19 protein-coding genes are annotated in these 17,477 nt (G+C 62.4%); 5 read left to right on the top strand and 14 right to left on the bottom strand.

The window, feature by feature from the left end:
- Nucleotides 1-166: 166 nt before the first annotated feature.
- Nucleotides 167-379 carry a cold-shock protein gene (locus tag AC1D0N_RS15915; protein WP_013530020.1) on the bottom strand — a complete coding sequence of 71 codons (213 nt, stop codon included), beginning with the start codon at nucleotides 377-379 and terminating at the stop codon, nucleotides 167-169.
- Between the two features lie 345 nt (nucleotides 380-724).
- Nucleotides 725-937 carry a cold-shock protein gene (locus tag AC1D0N_RS15910; RefSeq protein WP_006202520.1) on the bottom strand — a complete coding sequence of 71 codons (213 nt, stop codon included), beginning with the start codon at nucleotides 935-937 and terminating at the stop codon, nucleotides 725-727.
- A gap of 496 nt (nucleotides 938-1,433) precedes the next feature.
- On the opposite strand from AC1D0N_RS15910, the gene AC1D0N_RS15905 reads away from it, so the two are divergent.
- Complete coding sequence (locus AC1D0N_RS15905; protein ID WP_477245447.1) at nucleotides 1,434-1,832, top strand: Kazal-type serine protease inhibitor domain-containing protein; 399 nt, start codon at nucleotides 1,434-1,436, stop codon at nucleotides 1,830-1,832.
- Nucleotides 1,833-1,851: 19 nt separating this feature from the next.
- Here the strand turns inward: AC1D0N_RS15905 and AC1D0N_RS15900 are convergent, their stop codons facing one another.
- From AC1D0N_RS15900 to AC1D0N_RS15885, 4 genes are all read right to left on the bottom strand, one after another.
- Nucleotides 1,852-2,076, bottom strand: coding sequence for a hypothetical protein (locus AC1D0N_RS15900; protein ID WP_477245445.1), 225 nt, complete (start codon nucleotides 2,074-2,076; stop codon nucleotides 1,852-1,854).
- 104 nt (nucleotides 2,077-2,180) lie between these two features.
- On the bottom strand, nucleotides 2,181-2,315 hold the full coding sequence (locus AC1D0N_RS15895; RefSeq protein WP_477245443.1) for a hypothetical protein: 135 nt from the start codon (nucleotides 2,313-2,315) through the stop codon (nucleotides 2,181-2,183).
- Nucleotides 2,316-2,478: 163 nt separating this feature from the next.
- Nucleotides 2,479-2,727 carry a hypothetical protein gene (locus AC1D0N_RS15890; protein WP_477245442.1) on the bottom strand — a complete coding sequence of 83 codons (249 nt, stop codon included), beginning with the start codon at nucleotides 2,725-2,727 and terminating at the stop codon, nucleotides 2,479-2,481.
- Nucleotides 2,724-2,990: a hypothetical protein gene (locus AC1D0N_RS15885; protein WP_477245440.1), complete on the bottom strand. Its 267-nt coding sequence runs from the start codon at nucleotides 2,988-2,990 to the stop codon at nucleotides 2,724-2,726. Before AC1D0N_RS15885 ends, AC1D0N_RS15890 begins: the two co-directional genes overlap by 4 nt.
- Before the next feature lie 367 nt (nucleotides 2,991-3,357).
- On the opposite strand from AC1D0N_RS15885, the gene AC1D0N_RS15880 reads away from it, so the two are divergent.
- Nucleotides 3,358-3,540 (top strand): hypothetical protein, encoded by a 183-nt coding sequence (locus AC1D0N_RS15880; protein ID WP_477245439.1) that lies wholly within the window; start codon nucleotides 3,358-3,360, stop codon nucleotides 3,538-3,540.
- Between the two features lie 204 nt (nucleotides 3,541-3,744).
- On the top strand, nucleotides 3,745-5,328 hold the full coding sequence (locus AC1D0N_RS15875) for a sulfotransferase (protein ID WP_477245437.1): 1,584 nt from the start codon (nucleotides 3,745-3,747) through the stop codon (nucleotides 5,326-5,328).
- 4 nt (nucleotides 5,329-5,332) lie between these two features.
- Here AC1D0N_RS15875 and AC1D0N_RS15870 read toward each other — a convergent pair whose 3' ends face one another.
- The 3 genes from AC1D0N_RS15870 to AC1D0N_RS15860 form a co-directional block, all read right to left on the bottom strand.
- Nucleotides 5,333-5,920 (bottom strand): dihydrofolate reductase family protein, encoded by a 588-nt coding sequence (locus tag AC1D0N_RS15870; RefSeq protein ID WP_477245435.1) that lies wholly within the window; start codon nucleotides 5,918-5,920, stop codon nucleotides 5,333-5,335.
- Between the two features lie 70 nt (nucleotides 5,921-5,990).
- Complete coding sequence (locus tag AC1D0N_RS15865; RefSeq protein WP_477245433.1) at nucleotides 5,991-6,344, bottom strand: DUF1428 domain-containing protein; 354 nt, start codon at nucleotides 6,342-6,344, stop codon at nucleotides 5,991-5,993.
- Nucleotides 6,345-6,534: 190 nt separating this feature from the next.
- Nucleotides 6,535-6,963 (bottom strand): VOC family protein, encoded by a 429-nt coding sequence (locus tag AC1D0N_RS15860; RefSeq protein WP_477245431.1) that lies wholly within the window; start codon nucleotides 6,961-6,963, stop codon nucleotides 6,535-6,537.
- A gap of 210 nt (nucleotides 6,964-7,173) precedes the next feature.
- On the opposite strand from AC1D0N_RS15860, the gene AC1D0N_RS15855 reads away from it, so the two are divergent.
- Nucleotides 7,174-7,788 carry a glutathione S-transferase family protein gene (locus tag AC1D0N_RS15855; RefSeq protein WP_477245429.1) on the top strand — a complete coding sequence of 205 codons (615 nt, stop codon included), beginning with the start codon at nucleotides 7,174-7,176 and terminating at the stop codon, nucleotides 7,786-7,788.
- 49 nt (nucleotides 7,789-7,837) lie between these two features.
- Here the strand turns inward: AC1D0N_RS15855 and AC1D0N_RS15850 are convergent, their stop codons facing one another.
- From AC1D0N_RS15850 to AC1D0N_RS15840, 3 genes are all read right to left on the bottom strand, one after another.
- Nucleotides 7,838-8,011 (bottom strand): hypothetical protein, encoded by a 174-nt coding sequence (locus AC1D0N_RS15850; protein WP_477245428.1) that lies wholly within the window; start codon nucleotides 8,009-8,011, stop codon nucleotides 7,838-7,840.
- 153 nt (nucleotides 8,012-8,164) lie between these two features.
- Nucleotides 8,165-9,691, bottom strand: a complete 1,527-nt coding sequence (locus AC1D0N_RS15845; protein WP_477245426.1) for an ABC-F family ATP-binding cassette domain-containing protein — start codon at nucleotides 9,689-9,691, stop codon at nucleotides 8,165-8,167.
- 253 nt (nucleotides 9,692-9,944) lie between these two features.
- Nucleotides 9,945-10,850, bottom strand: coding sequence for a DMT family transporter (locus AC1D0N_RS15840; RefSeq protein WP_477245425.1), 906 nt, complete (start codon nucleotides 10,848-10,850; stop codon nucleotides 9,945-9,947).
- Nucleotides 10,851-11,285: 435 nt separating this feature from the next.
- Between AC1D0N_RS15840 and AC1D0N_RS15835 the strand changes: the two genes are divergently transcribed.
- Complete coding sequence (locus tag AC1D0N_RS15835; protein WP_477245423.1) at nucleotides 11,286-12,227, top strand: IS110 family RNA-guided transposase; 942 nt, start codon at nucleotides 11,286-11,288, stop codon at nucleotides 12,225-12,227.
- 73 nt (nucleotides 12,228-12,300) lie between these two features.
- On the opposite strand, the gene uvrB is transcribed toward AC1D0N_RS15835, so the two are convergent.
- Both uvrB and AC1D0N_RS15825 read right to left on the bottom strand, forming a co-directional pair.
- Nucleotides 12,301-15,366, bottom strand: a complete 3,066-nt coding sequence (uvrB, locus tag AC1D0N_RS15830) for an excinuclease ABC subunit UvrB (protein ID WP_477245421.1) — start codon at nucleotides 15,364-15,366, stop codon at nucleotides 12,301-12,303.
- 125 nt (nucleotides 15,367-15,491) lie between these two features.
- On the bottom strand, nucleotides 15,492-17,456 hold the full coding sequence (locus tag AC1D0N_RS15825; RefSeq protein ID WP_477245419.1) for a TIGR02594 family protein: 1,965 nt from the start codon (nucleotides 17,454-17,456) through the stop codon (nucleotides 15,492-15,494).
- Nucleotides 17,457-17,477 lie beyond the last annotated feature (21 nt).

The raw sequence follows: 17,477 nt of genomic DNA, 5'->3' as shown, positions 1-17,477 counted from the left end.
CGTGCAATTTTTCGGGGGGATGCGGTCCGGCTTTACCAAAGATTAATAGGCGACCGTGGCTGAACGGGGGCTGAACGAAATTTTCAGACATTCAAAGCGTGCGACAAAAACCGCACGCTCGCAGAGAGCGGACCTCACCCCGTTCGGTCCTGTCTTTCAGGCCGGCTCAGCCGACCGAAAGGTTGACGGCCTTCGGCCCCTTGCCGCGCTTGTCCGGCTCGGTGTCGAAGGACACTTTCTGCCCATCCTCAAGACCGGGAAGACCCGACGCCTGCACGGCGGAAATATGGACGAAGACATCCTTCGCGCCATCGTCCGGCGTGATGAAGCCGAAGCCTTTGGCATGATTGAAGAATTTGACGGTGCCGGTCTGCGGCATGGGAAGCTCCCTTTGATCCCATAAAGTCCAGTCTCGGGCCGGCAAATGCCCGAAGGGAAATTTGTCCTTTATTTTAGCGCTATCGGCAAGAGAAAGTTTTGCGGGGGTGGGCTAAAGCGCGTCGCGTTGAAGCGGATTCATGCAACGCACTTTAAGTCTTTGTTTTGATGCATGTCGTTGTCCCAAAACCGCTGCGCACTTTTGGGCGACATGCATTAGGCGCGCCGGACACGAAAAAGGCGCGACAAGAACCGTCGCGCCTTCGAAAAAATTCGGGCCCGACTCCGGAAGCCGGCTCAAGGTCTTGCAGCGTCCTCTCGCACGTCCGAACGGACGCGCAACGGTTCAGGCTGCGCGCAGATTGACCGCCTTCGGACCCTTGCCCATGCGGTCGGGCTCGACGTCGAAGGTGACCTTCTGGCCATCGACGAGAGTACGCAGGCCCGAAGCCTCGATCGCGGAAATGTGGACGAACACATCCTTGGCGCCGCCGTCTGGCGTGATGAAGCCGAAGCCTTTGGTCGCGTTGAAGAATTTAACGGTGCCGGTCTGGGCCATTGGGGAAACTCCTTCACCCGTGTCAGTCTTGTGGTTTGCCCGCCGCCTGGCGCCGTGGGCAAGTCCCGGTGGTTGCTTCGGCAGTCACGCATTTGCGCATGGTCAAACCCCCCGCCGAAAACGGGGCCGTCAGAGATTCACAGTATCGGGGAAAGGTCGTCCAAAACGTTCCGCTCTCCGGGTCGCAAATGCCCGAACACAAAATTTATCGCACGGAAACGTGATGGTTGCAAGATAGGCCCGCGGGGCGCCCCGATGGGCGCATCCCGACGTAGCGCATCGATAACCCCGGCTCTCTCCCCGGTCATCGGCCAGAGCCCCGCCACGCATGGTCCAGCGCTGGAAAGCGGGCGATGTCAGGGGTGGCGCCGGCACGCGCGCCGCGTCGTTTCCGCAAACGGCGGACCGCAAACGGGGGTTGCATTTGCGACCGGAATGAAGAGGATTGGCTGGCGTGTTTAGTGCCGGGACGGGGGGTCTCGAGGGAGACATATTCATGAGATTTCTTGCGGCAATCTTCTCGCGACAGGGCTTTGCCATCCTGTTCCTGTCGGCAATTCTCGGCGCCTGCACGGTGGTGGTCGATGAGGGACCAGGGTCGCGCCCGCCAAGGCCGGAGCCGCAATTCTGCCCCAAGCACTATGAGCCTGTCTGCGCCCGGCGCGGCGGCGACCGCCAGACCTTCGCCAATGCCTGCCTTGCCGAGCGGGCCGGATATCGCATTCTGCGCGACGGCGAGTGCCGCGACGGTGGTGGTGCCGGCGAGGAGCAGACATTCTGCACCCGCGAATATGCTCCGGTCTGTGCCCGCCGCCATGGCGAACTGCGCACTTTCCCCAACGAATGCGAGGCGCGTGCCGCCGACTACAACGTCGTCGACGACGGTCCCTGCTGAGGCGTGAGCGGGGCGCGTCTCACATTTCTACGGGATATGCCCCATCAGCCGGCCCGGCGTAAAGCTCGCTGCCATCCTCGTCGGAAATACGCAGGCGGTCGGGGATCTGCGGCATGGCCAGTGTGTGGAACAGCGCGCTCGCGCCTTGCAAGGCGGCGCGCAAATTCGGCGCCTCCAGCGACACCTTGTCGAGCATCGCCTCGTCGGCATCGCGCGACCGATAGAACTCGATGACGAAGTTCAAGCGCGCCTCCGTGTTGGACAGGCGTTTAACTATCCTGCATCGCGTCAGATATGCAGCGGCGCCTCTCGCCTTCGAGGCACCGGCGAGCGGTCCGTTTGCTTCCGCTACTTGGACTTCGGCTTCAGTCCGGTTTCCGCCTGCTTGACCGCCGAACCGAAGGGCGAGGCCGGTTTTGCCGCCACCTTGTCCTTCTTGGGCTTGCGTGTCTCGCGATTGCTGCGCTGTTGACCCTTGGCCATTCTCTGGTCCCTCGTTGTGTGTCTGTTGAGGTGCGGACGAGAGCCTGATCCATTCCGGTGGATCGGGATGGGGCCCTGTCTTGTCATTCAACCGCGATGGTTAGGCCTTTGTTTCATGCATGTCGTTCTCCCAAAACCGCTGCACACTTTTGGGCGACATGCATTAGACCGCCGGATTGTCGGCCGCTTCGAGATTGTCTTCCGTGGTGACCCGCTCGTGGCTCTCCTGCTCGCTGCGGATGCGGTACTGCGGCGAGCCGTCCTTGACCGGCATCATGCTCTTGATCTGGAACAATTCCGCGGTCTTCTGCACCAGGCCGGTGCGGCTCTTCATGCGCACTGTCTGGCCGATCGCGAAGAGATGCGCCGGCGTGTCGGTGCGTGGGCGTGCATTCTGCTGGAAACGGATCATGCGGCGTTCTCCCGGTCTTGCCGAAGCGCTGTTTCGAGCTCGGCGTGGTCGATGGCGATGAGCTGGCTGGTCGGGCTTTTTACCGTCCTTGCCGGCAGATGGATGAAGGTGGCGACACGGCGCCAGGCAAGCCACGACATGCCGTCGATCAGCTCTTCGTCGTGGTCGATGTCATAGTCGCCGGCCGGCAATTTTCCTTCCAGCCCGCCGAGCACGAAAGGTGCTGCGAAGTGGGCGATGGAATGGGTGGTGCGGCCGGACATTCTGGTGCCTCGATGTTCTATCGATCCGCGCGAGCGGTTTCTTGAAAGAGAGAAATGGTCGCGAGGTGTCGCGCGCCCTGTATCGGCAATCTGGGTTATCGGCGATCTTGAATGAGGTTCACGGGTCGAGAACTCTGACGCCGCGAGATGCCAAGCCTGACCCAAAATTGACCTCAAATCTTTATTCCGGAATCCCGGGTAAATCAAGAAGATTCCTGTAAATCCCTGATCTTATCGCAAAAATCGTCCGCTATAACTATCTGTAGAATGCTGATAGGGTGCGGATGCATTCTCAAAAATTGTTTGATATTTCGCCGGAACATTTGTCCAGGCATTTGCATTTTATTTAGGCATAGGAGGAGAAAACATGATTTCTGTAAAAACCCCGGACGGCTCCACCGTGACAATCAAGCCGATCGTCAAGCCGATCAAAGTCACCTCGGCGCGGCTGACGATCAGAAGCGACGAGGCAGCAAGGCGGATGATCGCCGACACCGACGGCACGCTGCGCCGCGCGCGCCAGCTTGCCGAAAGCAACCGCCTGATTTGACAGGGCCGGATCCCGTCTTGATCCGCTCTTGAATCTGCGTCTGCCATGGCTTAGGTCCGGCAAGCGGACAAACACGGCAGGTTTCCCATCACCAGAGATCCAAAACAACGGGCAGGCGCAGGCGGACAGCCGCCGCTAGGGCTCGACCAGCGCGTGCAGCAGGCGTTGCAGCTCCATCAGGCCGGTCGCCGGCAAGAGGCCGAGATGCTGTACCGGCAAGTGCTGGCGCAAAAGGCCAATCACCCTGCGGCTGCGCATTTCCTCGGGCTGCTGCTGCACCAGACCGGGCGCAGCGCCGATGGGCTGGCGCTGCTTGAACAGTCGGTGCGCTTGCTGCCGAACAATCCGGATTTTCTCAACAATCTCGGCACGGTGATGCGCGATCTCGGCCGCGTTGCCGCGGCCGTGGATTTCTTCCGCGGTGCAGTGAACCTCAAGCCAGATCAGCTTGCGGCGCGCGACAATCTCGGTTCGGCGCTGAAGCAGCTCGGCCAGTTCGAGGGCGCCGAAGAAATCTATCGCGGCACGATCGGGCGCAATCCGTTCCACGTCCGCGCCCGCATCGGGCTTGCCGAAACGCTGCAAGAGGCGGGACGGCTGGACGATGCGCTAGGCGTCTTCCGCGAGGCGCTGACCATCCGGCCGAAGGATGCTGACCTGTTGCACGGCTTAGGCGTCGGGCTGATGGAAAAGGGCAAGCTCGACGAGGCGGCCGACCTTTTCCGGCAGGCGCTGGCGGTCGATCCCGGCATGGCGAGAGCCTGGCTGATGCTGGCGCAGGTCAAGCGCCAAAAGGAGCGCGACGCCGAGCTGGCCGGCATGGAGGCACAGCATGCCAAGGCGCCGGCCGACAGCCTGGCGCGCATGCAGCTGTCCTTCGGTCTCGGCAAGGCCAGTGACGATTTGAAGGACTACAACAGAGCCTTCGACTATTTCGCCGAGGGCAATGCGATCCGGCGCAAAGGCATCGACTACGATGCGGACAGGACGCGCGCCGAATTCGAGGCGATGAAGGCGACCTTCAACGCCGGCTTCTTCGAAAAGCACAGGCCGAGCACGATCAGCGACGACACGCCGATCTTCGTTGTCGGCATGCCGCGCTCAGGTACCACGCTGATCGAGCAGATCATTGCCAGCCATCCCAAGGTCTATGGCGCGGGCGAGCTCTCGATCCTGAAGACGGCGGTGGGAAAACAGTTTCCGCTGACCATGAAGGGCGGTTTCCCCCAGGGGATAGCCGACATGCCCGACAAGGCCTTCGCCGAGGCGGGCCAAGCCTATCTCGACATGCTGCACGCCCGCTATCCCGGCCTCCAGCATGTCACCGACAAGATGCCCGGCAACTTCCTGCTCATCGGCTTCATCCACATGATGCTGCCCAAGGCCAAGATCATCCATTGCGCGCGCGATGCGGCGGCGACATGCCTGTCGATCTACAAGGTGCATTTCCGCGGCGACAGCCACCGCTATGGCTATGACCTTGGCGAGCTCGCCGATTTCCACAATCTCTACACCGACATCATGGCGCATTGGCGCGCCGTGCTGCCCGGCGTCGTGCACGATGTGCGCTACGAGGATTTCGTCGCCGACCAGGAAGGGCAGACGCGGGCGCTGATCGCCCATCTCGGCCTGCCTTGGGACGATGCGGCGCTGTCGTTCCACGAGACCGACCGGCCGGTGCGCACGGCATCGGCGGCGCAAGTGCGCCAGCCGATGTACCAGGGCTCGGTCGATCTCTGGAAGCGCTATGGTGACAGGCTGAAGCCGCTGCTCGACAGGCTGGACTGAACAATCAGGCCAATGCCTTGAGCTGATCGGCTTGCGCCTTCTGCTCGTAGCACAGAAAGACGTTGCCATTGCCAAAGGTCTGCGATCGGCTCAGCTTTATGTCGAGCCGGTTGCCGATGCCTTCGAACATCGTCCTGCCGGCGCCGAGCACGACCGGAACGATGACGAATTGGTATTCGTCGATCAGACCTTCCTCGGCCAATTGGGCGATGAGATTGCCGCTTCCCAGGATGGTCATGTGATTGCCCGGCTGCTGCTTCAGTTCCCGGAGCTTCGCGGCTGGTCCGCTTTTGACCAACTCGGTGTTGTTCCAACTGGCTGTGTCGAGCGTGCGGGAAAACACGACCTTCGGCATGGTGTTCATTCGTTCGGCCACCACCGGCGCGATCTGTGCGGCCAGCGGCGTTGGCCAGAACTGGATCATCAGGTCATAGGTGACGCGGCCTAGCACCAGCATGCCGCCGCCTTTGGCATTGTTGGCGACGAAGGCGTTCCATTCCGGGTCCTGGCTGTGCGCCCAATCCATGGCGCCGTGCCCGTCGGTAAAATAGCCGTCGAGCGATATGCTGTTGAATACGATCAGCTTGCGCATAAGTCGGTCCTATTTTTTCGAGAAATCGAGTCGAGTTTCGCGTTCTGCCGTTGGCATCGGAACGCCCGGTCTACAGTTCAATGAACGGCTGGAAGCCGCCGAAGATCATGCGCTTCATATCGAAGGGCATAGGCCCCCAATCTGGCGTCAAACGCGGGTCGGCCATGACCTTGGGCATCACCGTGTCGCGACTTTCCCTCGATTCATAGACCACCCAGGAAAAGACGACGATCTCGTCGTCTTTTGCCTGCACGGCACGCGGAAACGAGGTCACCTCGCCATAGGGCACGTCGTCGCCGATGCATTCGACATAGGCGAGTGCGCCGTGTTCCATCCATATGGGGCCGGTGAGGTTGGCCAGCCTTTTGTAGTCATCGAGCTTTGCCTTGGGCACGGCCAGCACGAAACCATCGACATAGGACATGAGTTTCTCCTTGGTTAGCGGCGCTCTTCCTTCTCCCCTTGTGGGAGAAGGCGGATCGGCGCGCAGCGCCGAGACGGATGACGGGTGTTCCGGCTTGGCGCCAAGTTACCCCTCACCCGGATTGCCAGCCGAATTGCCAAGAGCAATCCGGGGCAATCCGACCTCTCCCACAGGGGGAGAGGTAAAAGCCTCAGGCTTTCTTGGCCGGCGCGTTCATCGCCCACTCGACACCGAAGGGGTCACGCATGTTGCCCCATTGGTCGCCCCAGAACATGACCTGCAGCGGCACGGCGACTTCGCAGCCGGCCTCGACGGCGCGCTTCCACCAGGCATCGATGTCGTCGCTGCCAAGGTGGAGCTGCATGGTGTAGCCCTGCGGCTTGACGGCAGGCATCCCGTTTTCGGGGTAGAAATCCGAAATCATCAAGGTCGAGCCGTTGATGTGGAGGTGGATGTGCATGGTGCGGCCCTGGTCATCGGGCGGGTAGAAGAACACCTGCTCGGCGCCAAAGGCCTTCTTGTAGAACTCGGCAGCCTTGAAGGCGCCGTCCAGTTGCAGATAAGGGGTCAATCCACCGAGAACTTTCGCGGCCGGCTGAACGGGGGTCTGGTCGGTCATGTCTTGCTCCTCTTTGCGTTTGGTCCGGGCGTTTGGTCTGGCCTTGCGGACCATAGGACGAACGAGGTGCCGGCATTCCTACATGGCCGCCGCAATTTTTTTGCGTGAAATGAACTTGCGTCGGGGGCCGCCAATCAGAGCGCAAATCTCGGAGCTCGCAGGCTAGAAAAGGGGGCTCCGCGCCGCTTCTTCAAACCGCCTGAGACGACCATGATTCTCTATTACCAGACCCATTCGCCCTTCGCGCGCAAGGCACTCGTCTTCGCGCATGAGGCCGGCATTGCCGATCGGCTCGAGGTCATCCATCACGAGACCAGTCCGACCTTGCGCAATGCGCGCGTCTATGCCGAAAACCCGCTTGGAAAGGTGCCGGTGCTGTTGCGGCCAGACGCGTCGCCGCTCTTCGATTCCGATGTCATCTGCGCCTATTTCGACACGCTGCATGACGGCCGCAAGCTGCTGCCGCAGGACGGCGAGGCGCGCTGGCAAGCATTGCGGCTGCAAGCAGTCGCTCAAGGGTTGGCGCAGACGGGCATAGCTTTGCGTTGGGAGACAGAAAGAAGACCCGAACAACTACGCTATGGCGCCCTTGCCGAGGGATACCGGGACAAAATCGAGGCGAGCTACGACTGGATCGAAAGCACGCTGGATGATGAGGCCCCGCTCCATGTCGGCCATATAGCGCTCGCCACCACACTGTCCTGGATGGCATTCCGCCAGCTTCCGTCGTTTCGCGAGCGGACACGGCTGACGCGCTGGTTCGAGGCTTTCGAAAGGCGCGGATCGATGCAGGCGACGCCGCTGTCGGGCGATACGCATGACTGAGCAACGGTCGCCCGACGGCTGCCTGCATCGATATCTTTCGCCCGCATGGTCAGGGCGCCCTGCGGATCCGCGGGCCGTCTTGCGCGTCGATAACGATTTCCGGCCAGCCAATATCCTTGCGCAGTTCGATCGGCAGGGACAGCAGCTCGCGCTCACTGCGATGGCGGGCGCGGTTCTGTGCGTAACGGATGGCGACGCGACCTATGGATGACAGAATGGACATGATGCTTTCTCCTCGGATGAAGCCGGCATCATCGTGTCGGCATCCCAAGGACGCGGCACGTTCAGGCGATCCGACAGGGCGCCGGAAGTATTTTACGAGACACGCGAAAGCATGGGCCGCAACGCCATGCGGCCCATGCACTCCGGTAGTTCCTCAGCCCGTTGCTTCGACCACCGAGCGAAAGAAATCCTCGGGGTCCTCGACCTCGATCAGCTTCCGCTTCTCGATCAGCCAGAAGCGGTTACCGATGGCCCTGATGAAGGAGCGGTCGTGCGAGGCGAGCAGGCAGCTTGCCTGATGCGCCAGCAGTTCCCCCTCCAGCGCTTCCTGGCCGTCGATGTCGAGATGGTTGGTCGGCTCGTCGAGCAAATAGAAGTTGGGATTAGCGAGCCTGAGCGCCAGCATCATCAGCCGCGCCTTCTGTCCGCCGGACAGCATGCCGATCTTTCTCTCCTGCATCTCGATGACCACCCCGGCGCCGGCAAGCAGCGAGCGGGCGCGCTGCTCGCCGACATCGTAGCGACGCGAAACCATCGCCAGCGGCGTGTCGTTGCCGCTAATGCCGGCCAACGCCTGGTCGCTGTAGCCGAGCACCGTCGACGGCGTCACCTTCACGTTCGGCACCGTTTCCGGCTCGGCGATGGCGTTGCGGATCAAGGTGACGAAACGCGTCTTGCCGACGCCATTGCGGCCGAGCAGGACGATGCGGTCGCCCTGGCAGATATGACGCTTGCCGGTCTTGAACAGCAGGGTTCCCTCGGGCGTTTCAACCGTGGCGTCGTCGAGCGTGATCAGCACCTTGGCGTGTGTGCCGCGATTGGCCAGCCTGATCGCGCCCGCCGATCTCTCGCAGTGTGCCGGTGCCGCTGATACTTCGAGGCGCTCTGCCCGCTGGTTGAGCTGCTTGGTTTTGACCACCAAAAGATCGCTGCCCGAATTGATGCCGATGTTGTTGAGCTTGGCGGCCTGCCGGCGCAATTGCTGCGCCACCTTCATGTCGCGCTCGAACTTGCGCGCCATCGAGGCGTCGACTTCGTCCAGCGCCTGCCTCGCCCTGGAGTAGGGCAGCGCAAACACCGGCGACTGTTCCGGGCGCAGGAAAAGCGTGCGGTTGGTGACGGCGTCGAGGAAGGCGCGGTCGTGGCTGGCGATGACCACCGGCACCTCGCGCGGCAGCGCATTCAGCCAGGCCTCCAGCTGGCTGATCTTGGCAAGGTCGAGATGGTTGGTCGGCTCGTCGAGCAGCAGCACATCCGGATCGGTGACCCAGACACGCGCGATCAGCGCCAGCCGCTGCCAGCCGCCGCTCAAAGCCCGCATCGTCCGTTCGCGCATCGGCTCCGGCACATCGAGCGAATCGAGAACCACGTCGACGCGCCACAGCTCGCTTTCGGCCTGCTCGGCCGGCAAGGCATCGGCGACAATTTGATGAAAGCTCTGGTCGAGGAGAGCAGGTGGAACGGCCTGCTCGACATGGCCGACGCGCAGGCCGCGCGTGCGAGTGATGTCGCCGGAGGTCGGCTCCATTTCGCCGGTCAGGCATTTGAGCAACGTCGACTTGCCGCGACCGTTGGCGGCAACGATGCCGAGCCGGTCGCCCGTGCCGATGGTGAGGTCGAGGTTGGAAAACAGCGGCGCACTCATGGCTACGCCGAGGGATTTGAGGCTGATCAGGGCCATTTTGATTTCTCTGGTCTGTCCGGAGGCAAAGTCCGGTTCAATGCACTTTGACGGTGCGCATGCCGGCCATCAGGCTTGGCGTTGCGGCACCACGAAGGGCAGACCAAAAAATCGAAGCGGGAAAAACCCGCGATGTCCCTGGTCAGCCCTGCAAGCTAGCTCGCAGGGCAGAAATCGGGCCACGCTGACGATGGTGACGAGAAAAATCAAACACGTGAGCCCTCCTTTCAAGACGTTCGAGTGTGCGGAGCGATTACACCAAAGGCTGGGCGGATGGCAAGGGGATCGCTTTCGCCCGGCGCGGGAACGGATCCAGCACCAGCAAGCAACCGCAGATGATCGCCACCGCGCCGAAGCCCTGGATGATGGTCAGCGACTCGCCGAGCATGGCCGTGCCGACCAGCACTGCGATCACGGTCACGGCGAACTCGACGCTGATCGCCCTGGTGGCGCCGATGCTGGAAACCAGCCGGAAATAGACGACGTAGGTCGTTGCGCTCATCACGCAGGCGAGAATGGCGAGATAGAGGAAGTCCACAGCGCGCGGCATCGCCGGTACCGGCACGGCGAGTAGCAGCGGCAGCGTCATCAATCCGCCGAACAGGAAGGCGGCGCTGGTGACTTCGAGCGAGCCGACCGAGCGCAGATGGCGGTTGGCGTAGTTGCTGCCGAATGCCGCCGAGAAGGAACTTAGCAGGGATGCGGCGCAACCGAGTGCGAAGGATGTTGTCACTGGCACCGAGGGAAAGCCGACCAGAACCATGATGCCGGCGGCGCCGAGCAGCAGCCCGGCCAGCCCGCGCACGGTGATGCGCTCCAGCCCCCAAATCTGGGAAAGGATCATCGAGAACAGCGGGATCGCCGCTACTAGGATGGCCGCCATCGCCGTGCCGATGCGCGGCGTGGCATAGGACAGGCCGATCAGCTGTGCCGCAACCGTCGTTGCGCCGACCATGGCGAATGGCCGCCAGCCGGCGCTGAAATCGAGCTTGCGCCTGGTCGCAGCTGCCAGCAGCAGAAGCGTGGTGCCGGCGATCAGCGAGCGCAAGGTCACCGCGCCGATCCAGCCAAAGGCATGCACCACCTTGAGCAGGACCAGGAAGGACAGCCCCCAGGTGATGGCCAGGAAGATATAGGAGGCGATGTCTCTGGATTTCATGGTTCGTGGATCAGTGGGAGGGCTTGCTGCGCGGAAGGATCGCAACCGGCCGTATCGGTTCCACCGGCGGCTTGCAAGGGTGGGCTCATGGTCCAGCTGGGCTGTTCATGCGTTGCAAAGCCGGGACTATCAAGGGCCTGACGGTGGAGCGCTTCCCTTCTCCCCTTGTGGGAGAAGGTGTCGCCGAAGGCGACGGATGAGGGGTGTTCCAGCGGAGTGAGACGTTGGCGTTCCCTGGAACACCCCTTGTGTCTCTCGAATCATGCAGAATTGGGGTGGCGGGTGATCCGGGTCACGACCGGATCACCCGCTGCGACGGAAGCCCGTACACCCTTGGTATAAGCCCGTGGATGAGCAAGGAGCTCCGCCGCATCTTCCATAGCCCGAACGGTTGCAAGGGGTTCGACCCCGCACCAGCAAGGAAGGGATCAGAAGATGACACAAATTGCGCTTCATGTCGGCATCGATGTAGCCAAGGATCGGCTGGACGTAGCCATTCTGGAAACAGGAGAGTTGTTCACGCTCGACAATGACGAAGCTGGTTATGCGGCCTTGATCAAGCGGCTGTCAGGCAGCGCGATCGGCACGATCGGTCTCGAAGCGAGCGGCGGCTATGAACGGGCCGCGCTCAAGGCGCTATGGCAGGAAGGCCTTCCGGTGCGTCGCATCAACCCGCATCGGCTGCGCCAGTTCGCACGGGCAGCCGGCATCAACGCCAAGAATGATCGCATCGATGCACGTCTGATCGCCCGCTTCCTGGCGACCCTGCCGGTCCACCCGACCGATCTCGACCCTCGCCTGGAACTGGTGACCGAATTGGTCACGGCACGGCGCCAGCTCCACGCTGAACTCGGCCGCGTCAACAACCAGCTTGAGCACGTACGCGATACTGCTCTCAAGCGCCTGGCCAAGCGGCGTACGACCCGGCTCCATGCCGACATCCTGCTGCTCGACAAACGTATCGCCCAGGCGATCGCAGCCGATCACGGCCTGGCGCATCGCGACCGCCTGCTGCGCTCCACGCCCAGCGTCGGCCCGGTCTTAAGTGCCACTCTGATTGCGCTGCTGCCCGAACTGGGCCGCTTGTCCAACCGGCAGATCGCCGCTTTGGTCGGGCTTGCTCCCTATGACCATGACAGCGGCAAGCTCAAGGGAAGGCGGTGTATCTGGGGAGGCCGAGAGCCTGTCCGCAACGTCCTCTATATGGCCGCGCTCAGCGCTGGAGTGCACAATCCCGTCTTTGCCACTTTCCCCCGCCGCCTGCGCGAAAACGGCAAGCTGTCGAAGGTCGCAATCGTCGCCGTCATGCGAAAGCTCATCACAACCCTCAACGCCATGGTCCGAGACAACAAACCCTGGAGCCCAGTTTCAATCTGAAACACGGTTGCTCATCCGTCTCGGCGCTGCGCGCCGATCCACCTTCTCCCACAAGGGGAGAAGGGAAGAGGCGCTACCGTCCCGGCCGCCCGGTCTTGCCCGGCCGGCGCTTTTCGCGGTGAGCATCGGCCGGATCTTCATAAGAGCCGATGCCGGCGCGTTCGCGCTTGACCGGCTTGTCGCCTTCGATCGGCGTTTCGGTCCGCCGCACGGTCATCTCGTCGAGAGAATTCTTCTTGAACAGCGGCTTGGTGGTGTCACCCGGAATGCCGAAGTCGGAGCCATGCGCCTCTTCAGCCGACTGTTTCTTGAACAGCGAGCGCGACACCGCACCGGCCGGTGTCGGCATGTCGGTGCCCGGACCCATGGCGTCGAGCGACGGCTTGGCGAACAGCGGCTTCTTCACCGGCACGGCGCCATCGGCGCCCATCTCGTCGAGATCAGGCTTGCGGAAGAGATTGGGCCGGGCTGCGTTTTCAGAGGCACGTGCCGCGTCGAGCTTGCGGAAACGCTCCTGCTCCTCTGATGTACGATGCTTGGCCACGCCCTTGTTGTGCTTGCCCTTCTCGCGGCCCGAGACTGGGCTTTCCATGTCGGCATATTTGGCGAGCGGGTCCTCGGAGATGGACAGCTCCATCTCGCGCAACCGCTTGATCTCGTCGCGGATGCGGGCGGCCTTCTCGAAATCGAGATTGGTGGCGGCCTCGCGCATCTGCTTGTCCATGGCGTCGAGATGGGCCTTCAGATTGTTGCCCATCATGGCGCCGGCGCCGTCGGTGAACTGGGAGATATCGGCGCGGACGTGGTCCTTCTCGTAGACCGAATCCAAAATGTCGGAGATGCGCGATTTGACCGATTCCGGCGTGATGCCGTTGGCTTCGTTCCATTCCATTTGCTTCTCGCGGCGGCGACCGGTTTCGGCCATCGCCCGCTCCATCGAGCCGGTGATCTGGTCGGCATAGAGGATGACCTTGCCGTCGACGTTGCGGGCGGCGCGGCCGATGGTCTGGATCAGCGACGTCTCCGAGCGCAAGAAACCTTCCTTGTCGGCATCGAGAATGGCGACGAAGCCGCATTCGGGAATGTCGAGGCCTTCGCGCAACAGGTTGATGCCGACCAGCACATCGAAGGCGCCGAGGCGCAAATCGCGCAGGATCTCGATGCGCTCCAGCGTGTCGATGTCGGAGTGCATGTAGCGCACGCGAATGCCTTGCTCGTGCAGATATTCGGTCAGGTCTTCGGCCATGCGCTTGGTCAGCACCGTCACCAGCGTGCGGTAGCCTGCCTTGGTGGTGTCGCGGATTTCGCCGACGACGTCGTCGACCTGGCTCTTGGCCGGACGCACCTCGACCGGCGGGTCGATCAGGCCGGTGGGACGGATGACCTGCTCGGCAAAGACGCCGCCGGACTGTTCCATTTCCCAGCCGCCGGGCGTCGCCGACACGGCGACGGAGAGCGGCCGCATGGCGTCCCATTCCTCGAAGCGCAGCGGCCGGTTGTCCATGCACGACGGCAGACGGAAGCCGTATTCGGCCAGCGTCGCCTTGCGCCTGAAGTCGCCGCGATACATGCCGCCGATCTGCGGCACGGTGACGTGACTTTCGTCGATGAAGACCAGCGCATTGTCGGGGATGTATTCGAACAAGGTCGGCGGCGGATCGCCGGGCTGGCGGCCGGTGAGATAGCGCGAATAGTTCTCGATGCCGGCGCAGGAGCCGGTGGCTTCCAGCATTTCCAGATCGAAGCGTGTGCGCTGCTCCAGCCGCTGCGCCTCCAGCAGGCGGCCGGCGCGCTCAAGCTCCACCAGCCGGTGCTTGAGCTCTTCCTTGATCGACTTGATGGCCTGGTTCAGGGTCGGACGCGGCGTCACATAGTGCGAGTTGGCGTAGATCTTGACGCTCTTCAGCTCGCCGGTCTTCTGGCCGGTCAGCGGATCGAACTCGGTGATCTGCTCGATCTCGTCGCCGAACATCGAGATGCGCCAGGCGCGATCCTCAAGGTGGGCCGGAAAGATCTCGATCGTGTCGCCGCGCACGCGAAACGAGCCGCGGACGAAATTGATGTCCTGCCGCTTGTATTGCTGGGCGACGAGATCGGCGAGCAACGCGCGCTGGTCGAGCCGGTCGCCGATCTGCATCTGGAAGGTCATCGCCGTGTAGGTCTCGACCGAGCCGATACCGTAGATGCAGGACACCGAGGCGACGATGATGACGTCGTCGCGCTCGAGCAGCGAGCGCGTCGCGGAATGGCGCATGCGATCGATCTGTTCGTTGATCGAGGATTCCTTCTCGATGAAGGTGTCGGTGCGCGGGACGTAGGCTTCCGGCTGGTAATAGTCGTAGTAGGAGACGAAATACTCGACGGCGTTTTCCGGGAAGAATTTCTTGAACTCGGAATAAAGCTGCGCCGCCAGCGTCTTGTTGGGCGCCAGGATCAGGGCAGGGCGCTGCGTCTCCTCGATCACCTTGGCCATGGTGAAGGTTTTGCCCGAGCCGGTGACGCCGAGCAGCACCTGGGTGCGGTCGTTGTCGTTGACGCCCCCGACAAGGTCCTTGATCGCCGTCGGCTGGTCGCCGGCCGGCTCGAAATCCGACACCATCTTGATGGCGATGCCGCCCTCGGATTTTTCCGGACGGGCAGGGCGATGCGGCGTCCACAGCACGCCGTCCTTGTGCAGGGGATTGCCGGATTCGATCAGCGCCGACAGCGCGGCGACTGTGGCGGTGACGCCGCCGGAGGCCATGGTCTCGGCATCTTCCAGCGAAATGTCGAGGCCGGCGACCGGATTGAGGCCAGCCGCGGTCCGCTCTCGGGCCGACGCAGCACCGCCCATGGACGTGCCGCGCGCCGAGCGGCCGGGCGCGGCGGAGCGTTCAGGGATCTTTTTTGCGGCCTTCGGCGACTTGCTGGAGGCGCGCCCCTCCTTCTCGGCGTCCTGTTCGATCTGCTCGGCCCAATCGGCGATCGAGCCGGTCAGCGGCGCACCGCTGAATTCGGCTTGCGGCGCCTCGGCAAAGCCGCCCTTGTGTAGGGGCTCAGAGGCATCGAGGAAATCGGTCAGCGGGCTGCGCCGCTTGGGTGGCGAAGCGCGATCGTCACCCGCCGGCGGCGGCGTCTTTTTATCGGGAGATTTGGCCATGTTCCGAATATGGGCAGAGTCAGCCAAAATGGAAAGAGCCGAGTGGCGAGCCGCTCGGGACGAAACCAGGCTGCTGACACAAGGGTGTCAGGAGCGGTGTCGCTCTGCAAACGTGTCGCGGCTCCTCACGCCGACTTCGGCGGGTTTGGCGCGCCGCCGAATGCGTCGGACAGAATGCGGTAGTATTTTTCCGCTGTCGTGCCATTGGCATCGGCGGTGTTCTGGCCCAGCACGAACTTTCGCGTTCCGCCCGGACCCAGCAGATGCGTGGTCGCCAGAAGACCGGCCAACTGCGCTTTTGACGCGTTTTCGACAAAGGGCCGGCTCGCCTTGACGTTCAGGATGCTTTTGTAGTTCCGCCGCGTATAGGCGATCATTTCCAAGTCTTGGCAATTGCCCTTGTTTGCCAGCCAGTCGTCGCGGCCGTTGACGCCGTTCTTGCCTGTCCACCAGCGGTTCTGCTTGAGCAGCCTGGTGACCGCACCCGTCTTGACGTAACCGCCATCGATCAAGGCACCGGCGCCGAACTGCCAGCGGCCGATATAGCCGTAGCGGTTGAAGGCGCCATAGTTGTTGTTGGATTCGCGGGTGCCGAGCGTCTGTATATACAGCACCCAGTCATCGTTCGTGAACGGGCCTAGCGTGCCGCTGCCGAAGTTCGGATCGGGAGTGCCGGGTCCCGCGTTCGAGGTGGGCACCGAATCGAAACCCTTGAGCATGCGCATGGCCACAACCTCCTTGCGGCCGTATGAGGTTTCTCGCACTTCGTTGTGCTGATTGCCGCCGAGCAAGGTGATGTCGATCGCCGTCTGGTTGACAAAGAAGCCGACGTGACCGCTGGCATCGCTGGTCTGCGGACGCAGGATGACGATGGTACCCGGAGCGACCGCATCGGCTTCATGGGCGCCGATCGGCACTTCGACGTCGCCCCATGTCTTCCAACTGGCGGCCGTGCCGGCGGTGGCGATGGAAACCGAATCCTTGGCGGCTTCGGAACCGCAGTTTCGCAGGCACCAGGCGACAAAGGCTCCGCACCAGGGGATCTCCTTGGCCGGTGCGAGCGCGGTCGCGGTGAAATACTTCATCACCTCCGGGTTGGGCGGGATACCTTTTTCGGCAACCCCCTTGGTCTTCTCTTCGCGCGCCGTCACCAGCCATGGCAGCGTCCCCGACACGAAATAGATGACGTCCTCGGGAGTCAGTTCGCGGACCAGTGTGAAGGACCGCTTCAGGGCCTTGTCGAGGGCATCGGCGAGTTTCTGCTCCAGGGCGGTAATGGTCACGCCGTCCGCTTCGGCGCCGAAAAAGGCGCCATATCGCGCCAGTATGGCGTCCCTGTTGGCGACACCGGTCAGCAGGGAGTGGGCGGTCTCGCCGCCGGCGGCAGCAGCCATCTTGCCAATGAATTGAAATGCCACGGCTTCGCCCATGGCGATATGGATAAAGAGTTCCATCGAAGAGGGTATATAAGGTCCGCTGCCGGCCGCCTGGTCATTGACGCTGAATTTCGTGCTTATGCCGCGCGTCGCTTCCAGAACCAGGAATGCGAAGCCGTAACACTGGAATACGGGTGTCTCGATATCGTCGGCCTGGAAGCCGCTGTCGTTGGCAGCGCTGTCGGTAAAAGTCTTCCATTGCTCAGCAGTCAGCGCGAAGGGGCCGAAACGCCCGTTTGCGCTGATGTTCTGTGGCACTGAAGCCGTTGCCGTTCCCGTTTCCTGCAGCGCATAGGCGATCATGAAATCGCGGTTGATGCCGAGGCCGGTATTCAGCTGTCCGGCATTGGTGACGCGGGCTGCGAGCGTGCAGTTCTTGACAAAGGACCAAGGGTCCAGAGGTTCGGGCGTCGGCGGGCTGGCCGAATCTAGGTCCTTGGCCGGCACCCATCCCCGGACGGTGCTACCGTCGACACGGGCCTTGACGAAGAACCAGGTTCCGTTCGGGTCGACGTGCTCGTTCTGATCCTCGGCCTCGATCCGGCTAGCCGAGGTCAGGATCGCGGCGGTATCCAGTTCCGCGTCAGTCGGCGGCGATGATGGAATGTTGACGAAAAGCAGCGTGTTGCCGCCCGGTCGCGTCGTAAAAAACATGTCCTCAACCCCCTCGTGCCC

It is taken from the genome of Mesorhizobium sp. P2_E10, assembly GCF_056404235.1.
The sequence above is the reverse complement of the archived record's forward strand: the minus strand, read 5'-3'. Positions and strand labels throughout refer to the sequence as shown.

What these genes read in the sequence shown, in the direction of transcription:
- AC1D0N_RS15825 (WP_477245419.1), bottom strand. Translation starts at nt 17,456, where the DNA reads ATGTTTTTTACGACGCGACCGGGCGGCAACACGCTGCTTTTCGTCAAC.
- AC1D0N_RS15905 (WP_477245447.1), top strand. Translation starts at nt 1,434, where the DNA reads ATGAGATTTCTTGCGGCAATCTTCTCGCGACAGGGCTTTGCCATCCTG.
- AC1D0N_RS15875 (WP_477245437.1), top strand. Translation starts at nt 3,745, where the DNA reads ATGCTGTACCGGCAAGTGCTGGCGCAAAAGGCCAATCACCCTGCGGCT.
- AC1D0N_RS15880 (WP_477245439.1), top strand. Translation starts at nt 3,358, where the DNA reads ATGATTTCTGTAAAAACCCCGGACGGCTCCACCGTGACAATCAAGCCG.
- AC1D0N_RS15835 (WP_477245423.1), top strand. Translation starts at nt 11,286, where the DNA reads ATGACACAAATTGCGCTTCATGTCGGCATCGATGTAGCCAAGGATCGG.
- AC1D0N_RS15910 (WP_006202520.1), bottom strand. Translation starts at nt 937, where the DNA reads ATGGCCCAGACCGGCACCGTTAAATTCTTCAACGCGACCAAAGGCTTC.
- AC1D0N_RS15890 (WP_477245442.1), bottom strand. Translation starts at nt 2,727, where the DNA reads ATGATCCGTTTCCAGCAGAATGCACGCCCACGCACCGACACGCCGGCG.
- AC1D0N_RS15870 (WP_477245435.1), bottom strand. Translation starts at nt 5,920, where the DNA reads ATGCGCAAGCTGATCGTATTCAACAGCATATCGCTCGACGGCTATTTT.
- AC1D0N_RS15855 (WP_477245429.1), top strand. Translation starts at nt 7,174, where the DNA reads ATGATTCTCTATTACCAGACCCATTCGCCCTTCGCGCGCAAGGCACTC.
- AC1D0N_RS15845 (WP_477245426.1), bottom strand. Translation starts at nt 9,691, where the DNA reads ATGGCCCTGATCAGCCTCAAATCCCTCGGCGTAGCCATGAGTGCGCCG.
- uvrB (WP_477245421.1), bottom strand. Translation starts at nt 15,366, where the DNA reads ATGGCCAAATCTCCCGATAAAAAGACGCCGCCGCCGGCGGGTGACGAT.
- AC1D0N_RS15915 (WP_013530020.1), bottom strand. Translation starts at nt 379, where the DNA reads ATGCCGCAGACCGGCACCGTCAAATTCTTCAATCATGCCAAAGGCTTC.
- AC1D0N_RS15850 (WP_477245428.1), bottom strand. Translation starts at nt 8,011, where the DNA reads ATGTCCATTCTGTCATCCATAGGTCGCGTCGCCATCCGTTACGCACAG.
- AC1D0N_RS15865 (WP_477245433.1), bottom strand. Translation starts at nt 6,344, where the DNA reads ATGTCCTATGTCGATGGTTTCGTGCTGGCCGTGCCCAAGGCAAAGCTC.
- AC1D0N_RS15895 (WP_477245443.1), bottom strand. Translation starts at nt 2,315, where the DNA reads ATGGCCAAGGGTCAACAGCGCAGCAATCGCGAGACACGCAAGCCCAAG.
- AC1D0N_RS15885 (WP_477245440.1), bottom strand. Translation starts at nt 2,990, where the DNA reads ATGTCCGGCCGCACCACCCATTCCATCGCCCACTTCGCAGCACCTTTC.
- AC1D0N_RS15860 (WP_477245431.1), bottom strand. Translation starts at nt 6,963, where the DNA reads ATGACCGACCAGACCCCCGTTCAGCCGGCCGCGAAAGTTCTCGGTGGA.
- AC1D0N_RS15840 (WP_477245425.1), bottom strand. Translation starts at nt 10,850, where the DNA reads ATGAAATCCAGAGACATCGCCTCCTATATCTTCCTGGCCATCACCTGG.